This window comes from Desulfuromonas sp. TF, assembly GCF_000472285.1.
Taxonomy (GTDB): Bacteria; Desulfobacterota; Desulfuromonadia; order Desulfuromonadales; family ATBO01; genus ATBO01.
Genome location: NZ_KI421414.1, coordinates 125,863 through 136,545, shown reverse-complemented (window position 1 = coordinate 136,545; position 10,683 = coordinate 125,863). Strand labels below are relative to the sequence as shown.

Sequence of the window (10,683 nt, the reverse complement as noted above, 5' to 3'; positions counted from 1 at the left end):
CCGCCAGTCCATTGCGGGCGCTTCGCCGGAGACCTCCCGTGAGGCCCGATCGCCGGAGCGCGAGGCCTTTGCCGTCGCGTTCCTAAAGAAAGCTTTCAGCTTTCAGTTTGCAGCTTAAAGCTTACAGCTTACAGCTTACAGCTTAAAGCTGCGTTTTCCCCAGTTTGCGGTTCTTCATCGTATAACGCACGCGCCGCCAGTCCATTGCGGGCGCTTCGCCGGAGACCTCCCGTGAGGCCCGATCGCCGGAGCGCGAGGCCTTTGCCGTCGCCTCGCTCGTCTCCAGGTGCACCGGCGCTCCCCAGAGGAATTCGATGCCGAGCATGGTGTTGGCGATGTAATCCTTCACCAGGGGTTTGTTTTCAAACCGATGGGCCAAATGGAGCTCATTTCCGCCGGAAACCCTGTCGACCTGAATCCGCGGCGGATGATAAAGGGTGTCGTTGAGCATGCTCCGGTAGTCCTCCACCTTGCGGCTCTTGATGTAGTATTCCCAGACCATGCGCGACGGATTCAGGCGTCTGCCGCTGACGAACAGTTTGTGCTGGTCGAGGAAATCCTGGTCGATGAACCGGTTGATGAACATGAAGTCGCTGCAATCCTCCCGCACCTGAAAGATGAAGTCTCTCCCCGCGCCCGTCTTGCGGTCGAATTTCAGCCGCTGATCGGCATCGCGCAGCCTGTCGTAGGCGACGGAGTAGCATCCCTTGTCCGCCATCTCCTCGATATAGGCGAAGAGCCGCATCCCCAGGGCGTAGGGGTTGAGTCCGACCTTCGGCAGGGAGGTGACGCCGGCGTGGACCCGGGCGAAGGACACCTCCTGCCCCCGGATCCGCTCATCGTCGAGAAAGAGTTTTTCGTGCCAGTAGCTCGCCCACCCCTCGTTCATGATCTTGGTGCGAATCTGGGGCTGGAAGTAGATGGAGGTCTTGCGCACCACCTCCATGACCGACTTCATCCACCGGTTCTCCTCCCGATTGAGGAATTCGGAGCGGTCCATCAGAAACTGCAGCAGATCGCCGTTGCGGCGGGGCTTCTCCTCCAGGCTGTTCTCGTATATCGCCTCGAACTCGGGGTATTTCCGTGCCGTGTCGGAAAAAAAGACCTGTTCTCCCAATTTCCCCGATTCTTTCAAGTCGGCGTTGTAGCGGTCGATCTCCTTGACGTATTCGGTGATCCTGACCTTCTTGATATCCTGCAGGAAGACGTCGAAATAGAAATCGAGGCGCCGGGAGTTCCGGCTTTCCGCGGGACGGTTCAAATCCGAGAGTTCGTCGTAGTACCCCACCAGATTGTCGATGGCCCTGGAGAATTCGATGACGTAGTCGACCCAGCGGCCCTTGCTCGAGCGCAGCCTGGCGATCAGCCTCTTGTCGGAGAGAGCCTGCCCGGTCAGATCGAAATCCCAGGTGTGACGGAAGAAGAGGTTGTTCTGAAAGAAGTCGACATGCGCCAGAACATGATAGAAGATCATCACGTTGAGCCAGTCCGGATTGTTGTCATTATAGAAGGAGATGGCCGGACGGGTGTTGATGACGGTTTCGTAGGGGTTGCCCGGATAGAGCTCGTAGCGTCCCTTCTCCCTGAGCACCTCGACGTCGTGAACCCAGTAATCATAGAGGGTGGGGATCATCATCTTCGGCGACAGCTCCAGCAGGTCGCGGTTGGTGACGATGTATTCCAGGGTCTCGTTCTCGAAGCGCAGCCCAGCGTCACGGGCCCGCTCCTTGCACCCTTCCATGATCTTCTTGGTATGTTGGTTGATGAGTTCCATAAAGTCCGTTGAAATGTTGAATTGTTGAAATGTTGAATCGATTCAACGATTAAAACTTTCAACGATTCAACGGGTTTTCACGAAATCAGATTCCTGATCCCTTCGATGATCCGCGACTCCTCGGCGTCTTCGCCCATGACGTCGAGCCGCAGCAGTTCCGGACTGCTCTCCAGCAGCCCGGAGTCCTTCAGGTACTTTTCGACTTCCGTGTTCCCTCCGGAGGCGTAGACGTGCTGGGCGACGGTCACCCCGACCCGGCTGGCGTAAGTGAGAATATTTTTCAGTTCCGGGATCGACTCTTCGCCGGAGGAGTCCCAGTCGTCGCCGTCGGTTCCCTGAAAGACGTAGATGTTGTAATCGCGGGCGAGATTTTCCCGGCTCACGATTTCGTTGACCAGGGTATAGGCGGACGCCACCCTTGTACCGCCGGCCACCCGCGAGTTGTAGTAGGTGTAGAAATCCGGCACTTCCTTGGCGTCGGTGTCGTGAAGGATAAAACGGGTCTCCACCTGCCGGTCATACTGGTAGAGGAGCCAGCTGTAGATCAGGACGTGCTGGGTAGCCACCAGTTCCGTCGCCTTTCCGGCCATGGAACCGGAGTAGTCGCGGATGAAGAAAACCATCGCCTGCGACTCGTAGTCCTTCTCCCGGGAGAGAATGCGATAGGTCTTGTCCCTGGGCGCGATGAGGAAGCCGCTGGTGTCGATATCGGTGATGTCGGGGATGTTGCCGAGAGAGATGTTGGTCTGGATAATCCGCCGCAAAGTGGCCTTTTTGTCGAGGACCTGTCCGAACCCCCGGTTGCGGTCGGTCAGGTCGTAGGTGTAGCGGGTGAGGGAGCGCTTCTTCCCTTTCTCCTTGAGGTTGGGAAGCTGGAATTTTTCCGTGAGAATCCTCCCCAGATCGTAGGCGCTCGATTCGACCTCATGGGAGCCCCCTTCCCCCTGCCCTGCCTGCCCCGCCCCCGACTCTCCGGTTTCCCTCACCGGACGTTCGCCGATGATCTCCCCCTCTTCACCTTCGCCCGTCCCTCCGGAGCTCTCGTCCTCCCCCTCGCCCTCGGGGAAGGAGCTGTCGTGGATGAACTTCTCCTCGACCGTGGTGGGGACGACGACCACCTTGCCTTCCGCGCCCCGCCCCGGCCGGATCATCCGGCCGACGCGGATCTTCCGGGGAAAACCGTCCTCCTCCCGCTGCCGGTCCCGTTCCAGGAGCTCGTCCAAAGAACCGATATTGGCGGTGTAGGAGCGCCGGGGCGGCTCCATGGCCTGCATGGCGGAAAGATCGGACAAGGCGTAAAGGTCGCCTGCTTTCTCTATTTTGGGTTTGCCATTCATAGAGTTATTATTCTTGTCCTTTGTCATTTGTCCTTTGTCATTTGTAAAACCCAAGACAGAACCTGAGGCATTGAATTTTCCACCGATACCAATGACCAATGACTAATGACCAATGACAGATTTTAACCCTCATCCTCCTGGGTGCAGAAGTATTCGATGGTCTTCTGCGCGCAGGTGCGGCAGTAGCCGAGCTTGTTGAGCATGGTATCGATCATGCGGTCGTAGATTTTCTGGTTCTCCTCGTTGGTTCGATTGGCCAGGGCGCCGATCAGACTGCCGGCGCCGGCGATGTCCGATTTGAGCCGCACATCCGTCACCGCCTTGACCAGTTCGAGGTTGTCCATGAAGTCGTAATTGGGATTGACGGAGATCTTCTGGCCATAGATCTTGCGGATCGAGGTGCGGAAGGATTCGCATTGCTCCTCGGTCTTGAGGCCCAGCCGGTTCTCGATGCTCCGGATATAGCGCTCGTCGATCTTCAGGGCCTTCAGCTCCCCGGACTGAGGATCCTTGTATTTCCACATCCGGTCCGGACCGAGGTTTTCGGCGTCGATGCCCACGATCATGTTGACGTAGTTGAGCACGTCCTTGCGGATCGCCATCGGCTCATCCATGTAGGCATTGAACATCTCGGTCATGATCCGTTCGCGGTAGAGCCCCTTGGCGACCTTCAGGTCATCGAGGTACTTGGCCCGGTCGTTGGCGTCGGAGACGTAGTCGAGGATCACCCTCTCCACCGACGTAAAGACGTCGTAGGCGTACATGCAGCGCCCCTCGTTGGTTTCCGAATTCTCCACCATGAGCTGGATCATTCGGCCCAGGTTGCGCTGCCCCAGCCCTTTCTGGCCGAAGCGCTTAGTGATGTCCGGATCCTGGTTGAGAGTATCGATAACCTCGGCCAGTGTCTTGATGCTCTTTTCCCCGGCCACCTCACCCGCTGCCAGTTTCATCGTCTCCACCGGAGTGAGCTTCTCGGAGCGGGGAAGGCGCGAGAGGATCACCGCGGTCGAGGCCGCGTAGTTGAGGTTGGGATCCTGATGCAGATCTTCCTTCATGAGAGTTGTCTTGGTTTCGCTGCCGATGGCGTAGGCGGTCAGTTCTTTCTGCATCCGGTAGTTGGTGTTGTGGGAGACGTAGCAGATGCGGCAGCGGTCGACGATCGGAGCTTCTTCCTTTTCGGCCAGGAAGCGGTTGAATTCCGAGTTGTTGCTGGTGGCGATGATCAGCGTGTCGATGGGCCACTTGTAGCCGTCGATCTCGATGAGCCGGTTCTGGATCACCCCCAGGTAGACCTGGACCAGGTCCTTCTTGTTCTTGTAAATCTCGTCGCTGAAATGGATGCCGCCGCCCGCGACCCTGGACAGAGCCCCGCGCCGCAGGTCGAAGCGGTAAGGGTTGTTGGTGTCCGTGATGTGCAGAAGGCGCTGAATCGACTCCTCTCCCAGCAGGTCGACGGCCGAGGAGGTGATCTTGTCCTTGGCAGCATACTTTCCGGTGACGGTCCCCAGGCTCTCGGCCATGGGGACGGGGATCACATCGACGAAGCCGAGCATGTCCTCGATCTTGCCGTCGGTGTAGGTGCGAACGTCGTTCCACATGTAGCTGCTGCAGGCGCCCAGGGGGCGGTAGTTCTGATAAAGGGTTTCGATCTCCCCGTCGGTGAAGCCGCCGTGCTCGGCGAGGAATCTGCGGTTGGCCTCGGGATCCTCGAAAAGGTTCATCGCCAGAATCAGCGGGTCCTCGTAACTCTGGGATTCGATGGTCGAGATCCGGCCGTAGCTTCCCAGCTTATCCATGCCGACGAGGCGGAAAGTATATTTGCGGTTCTGCGGCAGGCTCAGGAACTCGCGGTAACGGCTGCACAGGTATTCTACGAAGAAGGTCTTGCCGTTTCCGGGCTCGCCGACCAGGACGAAAGCCATCTCCTTGCTCGATCCGCCCTCGGCGGCATCCTTGACAAAAGAGACAAAGCTGTTGATCTCATCATACATGCCGATGACATGCTTTTTCTCCTTGCGGAAAATCTTAAAATCGTAGGTCGTCTTGGCGTTGACCACGACCTTGCTGATCTCATCCTCCAGGATCATCCTGGCCACCCCCTGAAAGGCGTTTTCAAAACGCCTCTTGCTCCCCTTGACCTCCCCCAGATGATGCAGAAGCGTTCCCTTGGTCTTGCTGATTGTCATTGTGTCTCCTCTTAGCGGAAATTACCGACCGGACAGGTGTCCTCTAATTATATACAGATCCGGTTCCCCTGTCATCTCGCGGAGCTCCTCTTCTCTGCCTCTCTGCCCCGGAGAACGGATGTGATAAAGTTGAAGTGACCTCTGAGGAAAAAGAGTGAAAACATGCTGTTTCACAAGGACCTCGTCGTCCTTTTTCTGTGCGGCGACGTCATGACCGGCCGGGGGATCGATCAGGTGCTGCCCCACCCGGGCGATCCGCGACTGTTCGAATCCTATCTCCGGGATGCCCGGGATTATGCGAGGCTGGCCCGCGGCGCCGGAAGCTCGATTCCAGCCAGGGTGGATTTCACCTACATCTGGGGGGACGCCCTGGCGGAACTGGAGAGGATGGCCCCGGACGCGCGGATCGTCAATCTGGAGACCGCCGTCACCCGGAGCGATGACGCATGGCCGCATAAGGGAATCAACTATCGCATGCACCCGGCGAATCTTCCCGTCCTGGCCGCCGCCAGGATCGATGTGGCCACCCTTGCCAACAACCATGTTCTCGACTGGGGTTACGACGGTCTCCGCGAGACTCTGGACGTTCTTCGCAAGGCGGATATCAAAAGCGCTGGGGCGGGAGGGGATCTGGCAGAGGCCGAAGCGCCGGCCGTCGTGGAAACAGGAGGGAAAGGCCGGGTGCTGGTTCTGGCCGCCGGCGACCGCTCAAGCGGGATTCCGGCCGAGTGGGCCGCCGCTCCCCAAAGGCCGGGGGTTCATCGCCTGGAGGACCTGTCTGACCGGGCGGCTCGCCGGATCGCCTCTCTGCTCCAGGCCTTCAGGCAACCCGACGACCTGGTCGTGCTGTCCATTCACTGGGGGGGCAACTGGGGCTGGGAGATTCCCAGGGCGCATAAGCAATTCGCCCACCGGCTCATCGACGATGCCGGGGTCGATGTCGTTTACGGGCACTCGTCGCACCATGTCAAAGGGATCGAGGTTTACCGCGACCAGCTCATCCTTTACGGCTGCGGGGATTTCATCAACGACTACGAATGGATCAAGGGGTACGAGGAATTCAGGGGCGACCTGGGCCTGATGTACTTCGTCCACCTTGAGCCGGCGACGGGAAAGCTTGCCGGACTCAAAATGATCCCCACCCGTATCAGGGATTACTCCCTGATACGGGCCTCGCATGCGGAAACCATCTGGCTCTGCGATATGCTGAACCGAGAGGGGAAAAACCTGGGAACGCGGGTGGAATGCCTGGAGGATAATACCCTGGCCCTGCGGTGGGATGAGCGCGAGGCGCACATTCAGTGAGGCGAAAACCTGATTTTACACCTCACCCCTCACGCCTCACGATTTTCATGTCGATGCTTGCAAATCGGTGGATTTCTCGCAGGATATGATTTAAAACAATCCCTATGGTCACTTACCACCAAATCCGGAGCGTCCTCGATGCCCGCCGGCCGTCTCTTCGTTCTCCGGCTTCCCGCACCCGGGCCGCCGTGGCCATGATCCTTCGCCGGACGGATGCAGGCCCGCAGATGCTCTTCGTTGAGCGGGCCCGGCATGACGGCGATCCCTGGTCGGGGGATCTCGGCTTTCCGGGAGGCAAGGTAGAAAAGGGCGAAGAGGAAAATCCCCGCCTGACCGCGGAGCGGGAGACGTTTGAAGAGATCGGCATCGACCTTACAGGGGCCCGCTTTCTGGGTCGACTTGACGATATCGAGGGAGCCCATCTGCCGATCATCGTTTCCTGCTTCGTGTACGGCATCGGACAGAACGTCCCCTGGACCTTCAACGAAGAGATCCGGGACGCCTTCTGGTTCCCTCTGCAGGATCTGGCCGACCCCGTGCGGCACGTCGACGCCCCCGTCAACTTCCGCGAGCTGCAGCTGGTGCGTCCGGCCATCTGCCTCCTGGGGCCGGAGCGCACTGTCCTGTGGGGGCTCACCTACCGCCTGGTCTGCCAGTTCCTGCGCCTGCTGGGTCATGAGGTGGGTAAGGTTACGGGTTAAAGCTTTTATCCGCAGATGACGCAGATAGCCGCAGATTAAGGCCACAAAGAATAGGGTTTCATCTGCGTAAATCTGCGTAAATCTGTGGATCACTATGACTTTTTAAATTCCGATTTTCCGGAAAATACAAACAGCAAAGTGAGTGCAGTCATGGAGGATTGGGAATCGATCTGCAACCGCTGCGGCCAGTGCTGCTTTGAAAAGTGGGTGGACGGGGACGGCACCATTCTACATACGGTCATCCCCTGCCGCTTTCTCGACATTGTCACCCGAGAATGCAAGGTCTACGACAAACGCCTGGAAGTCGACGAAGGGTGCATCAAGCTCACCCCGGAAATCGTGAAAAGCGTCCGCTGGATGCCGGAAGATTGTGCTTACACGAAATTTGTAGGAGATAAAAGAGCGGCAGAAGGCAGAAGGAAAAAGAGCAAAGAGAAAAGATGAACCTTTTTATCTCCTTGGCTCCTCTCCTTTAACCTTTTTTCTTTAACCTTTTTCCTTAAGTCTATCCATGCTCGATACCCCCAAACAGAAAGCGTGGTTCGGCTGGTGCATGTACGACTGGGCCAATTCCGCTTTCGCCACCGTCATCATGGCCGCTGTTTTTCCGGTCTATTTCACCTTTCTCGTTCCGGAAGGCGGCGCCCACCTGTCCCTGTTCGGCCTTAGCCGGACGGTTTCATCCCCGGCCTTGTGGGGCTATCTCATTTCGATCTCCATGCTCTCGGTGGCCTTTTCGGCGCCTTATCTCGGCGCCTTGGCCGATCACCTTGGAGCCAGGCGACGCTTTCTCATCGGCTTCACACTTATCGGCGCGGCGGCCACCGCCCTCCTCGTTCTGGCGGGGCCCGGCCGCTGGATACTGGCGGCCACTCTCTTCATCGTTGCCAATTTCTGTTTCGCATCGGGCAACGTCTTCTACAACGCCTTTCTTCCCGCGCTGGCCCGGGGCATTGAAATGGACCGGCTCTCGGCCCGGGGCTTCGCTTCGGGCTACATCGGAGGAGGCCTCATCCTGCTGGCCTCTTTCCTCCTGATCCAGTTCCATGATTTTTTCGGCCTCGCAGACCGGGGCGCGGCCACTCGCCTGGGGTTGCTGCTGACCGGTCTCTGGTGGGGCATTTTCGCTCTGCCGACTTTTTTCTATCTTCGGGAGGATGTTCTTCCCCATCCCCCGGGACGCCTCTTTTCAGGCCTGCGGGGCTACCTGCGAACCTTCGCCGAGATCCGCCGCTTCCGTGATCTCCTTCTGTTTCTGGTCGCGTTTCTTTTCTACAACGACGGCATCCAGACGATCATCGTCGTTTCCGCCATTTTCGCCCGCGAGGAACTCGGGCTGTCCCAGGGAAGCATTCTCGGCTGCTTTCTCATGATCCAATTCGTGGCCATGCCCGGGACCCTTTTCTTCGGATGGCTGGCGGAACGCATCGGCGCCCGGAAGGCGATCATGATTTCCCTCGTCCTCTTCATCGGCGTCACCATCTATGCCTTTTTCATGCGCGAAGCCTGGCAGTTCTGGGCCCTGGCAGCAGTGGTGGCCGTCATCTTCGGAGGCAGTCAGGCGATAAGCCGCTCCCTCTACGGCGCCCTCATCCCGCCGGGGAAAAACGCCGAATTCTTCGGCTTCTATGCCATCAGCTCCAAATTCGCCTCGATTTTCGGTCCTCTGGTCTTCGCCCTGATTACCGACCTCACCGGGTCGACCCGGCTGTCGATCCTGGCTCTTGCCGGGTTTTTCCTGGTCGGGATCGTCCTTCTGAGCATGGTGGACATCGACCGGGGGAAATTGCAGGCCAAGGGAGAGCCATTATGAAAACCCGCTATTTCGATCTCCCCGTTCCGCGGCTGTACGGCCACCGGGGGAGCTCCGCCCATCATCCGGAAAACACCCTCCCCGCCTTCCGTGCCGCATTGCAAGCGGGAATGCCCTACCTGGAGCTGGACGTATGGGCGACCCGCGACGGACACATCGTCATCCATCATGACGAAAACACCCTTCGCCTCTGCGGCGTGAATCGGCGGATCTGTGACTGCACTCTGGCCGAGGTGAAGGAACTCGACGCCGGCTACACCTTCTCCTCCGATGACGACGTCTCATTTCCTTACCGCGGTGAAGGGATCACCATCCCCACTCTGGACGAGCTTTTCCTGGCCTGCCCCGACGCCCTGTTCAACGTCGAGATCAAGCAGGGAACCCCGCCCGTCGAGCCGCTGGTGCTCGCCGCCATCCGCCGGGCGAAAAAAGAGGATGCGGTTCTGCTGGCGGCCGAGAAGGACGCGGTCATGCAGCGCCTCCGCCCCCTCTGCGGAGAGATTCCCACCAGCTTGAGCTATGGCGAACTGGTTACCTTCTTCGGCTGGCTCGGCGAAGGCTGCCCTTCGGGATATCGCCCGCCCGGAGCCGCCCTGCAGATCCCCGAAAGCTACGGATTGAAAACCCTCGTCTCGCCCCCGATGCTCGAAGCCGCCCATTCACTCGGGCTTGAAGTGCATGTGTGGACCGTCAATGAATCCGCCGATATGGAACGGCTCCTTGACTGGGGGGTGGACGGCATCATGAGCGACTGGCCGGAAGTCCTTGCGGAGGTGGAAAGAAAGTATCGTCAGTAGCAAAGAATCCTCCAATATATGGACTAGATATGATCCCGCGGCATCGACTCTGATCCGCGGTTTTTCTTTTCCGGAAAACCGGGTATTCACGCGAAGACGCGAAGGCGCGAAGAAAATTCCATTCGAATGTTTTGAATCTCTTCGCGTTCAAGGCTTCGCGTGAAAATTGATTTATTGGCTCTCATGCTGCTGGTGACAAACCTAGGAAAAGATTTTGCGGTAAAATTACAATCATAATGAACATCATCGAGGGCACCTTCGACACCGGCTCGGACGGGTTCATCGATCGGCCGAGACCCGGACCGTACTTGCCCTCTCGGCCCCGCTCAGTGCTCCGGTCGAGTCACCCGGATTTGCCTTCTTCAGGATGTGAGGCCATGACAAAATCCGCTCTCTTCAGCGAAGTCGATCCTTCCGGACGAGCCCTTCTGACCATCAACCGACCCGAAGTACACAACGCCTTCGATGATTCGCTGGTCGTCAACCTGATGAACGAACTGCGCCAACTCGAAGCCAACGACAAGGTTCGCGTCGTCCTGCTGGCGAGCAGCGGCAAGACGTTCTGTGCCGGGGCCGACCTCGCATGGATGCGCCGCGCCGCCGGTTATGGCCGTGCCGAGAACCTTGCCGACTCCCTGGGCCTGGCCGAGCTGCTGAAGACCCTGGATCACCTGGAAAAGCCGACTATTGCCCTGGTCCAGGGACCGGCCTACGGAGGGGGCGTCGGACTGGTGGCCTGCTGCGACCTGGTGGCGGCCGCCCGCGGAGCC

The 10,683-nt window shown here is 58.6% G+C and carries 9 protein-coding genes; 6 read left to right on the top strand and 3 right to left on the bottom strand.

The genetic code is table 11. The features are described from left to right. Window positions 1-142 precede the first annotated feature (142 nt). The 3 genes from DTF_RS0105745 to DTF_RS0105735 form a co-directional block, all read right to left on the bottom strand. Window positions 143-1,774, bottom strand: coding sequence for a SpoVR family protein (locus DTF_RS0105745; protein ID WP_027714555.1), 1,632 nt, complete (start codon window positions 1,772-1,774; stop codon window positions 143-145). Window positions 1,775-1,851: 77 nt separating this feature from the next. Beyond that, a complete protein-coding gene (locus tag DTF_RS0105740; RefSeq protein ID WP_226989187.1) occupies window positions 1,852-3,111 on the bottom strand; it encodes a DUF444 family protein in 1,260 nt (419 codons plus the stop codon). Between the two features lie 122 nt (window positions 3,112-3,233). Continuing rightward, window positions 3,234-5,297, bottom strand: coding sequence for a serine protein kinase (locus tag DTF_RS0105735; protein WP_027714553.1), 2,064 nt, complete (start codon window positions 5,295-5,297; stop codon window positions 3,234-3,236). A 162-nt stretch (window positions 5,298-5,459) separates the two neighbouring features. Between DTF_RS0105735 and DTF_RS0105730 the strand changes: the two genes are divergently transcribed. From DTF_RS0105730 to DTF_RS27075, 6 genes are all read left to right on the top strand, one after another. Beyond that, a complete protein-coding gene (locus tag DTF_RS0105730) occupies window positions 5,460-6,602 on the top strand; it encodes a CapA family protein (RefSeq protein WP_027714552.1) in 1,143 nt (380 codons plus the stop codon). A 104-nt stretch (window positions 6,603-6,706) separates the two neighbouring features. Continuing rightward, complete coding sequence (locus DTF_RS0105725; RefSeq protein WP_027714551.1) at window positions 6,707-7,303, top strand: CoA pyrophosphatase; 597 nt, start codon at window positions 6,707-6,709, stop codon at window positions 7,301-7,303. A gap of 150 nt (window positions 7,304-7,453) precedes the next feature. Beyond that, a complete protein-coding gene (locus tag DTF_RS0105720) occupies window positions 7,454-7,747 on the top strand; it encodes a hypothetical protein (RefSeq protein ID WP_035055922.1) in 294 nt (97 codons plus the stop codon). A gap of 67 nt (window positions 7,748-7,814) precedes the next feature. Further along, window positions 7,815-9,116 (top strand): MFS transporter, encoded by a 1,302-nt coding sequence (locus tag DTF_RS0105715; RefSeq protein ID WP_027714549.1) that lies wholly within the window; start codon window positions 7,815-7,817, stop codon window positions 9,114-9,116. Further along, window positions 9,113-9,913 (top strand): glycerophosphodiester phosphodiesterase, encoded by an 801-nt coding sequence (locus tag DTF_RS22085; protein ID WP_051360965.1) that lies wholly within the window; start codon window positions 9,113-9,115, stop codon window positions 9,911-9,913. The genes DTF_RS0105715 and DTF_RS22085 overlap by 4 nt, the downstream gene beginning before the upstream one ends. A gap of 377 nt (window positions 9,914-10,290) precedes the next feature. Then, on the top strand, window positions 10,291-10,683 hold a 393-nt coding region (locus DTF_RS27075; protein ID WP_226989185.1), incomplete at its 3' end, for an enoyl-CoA hydratase-related protein.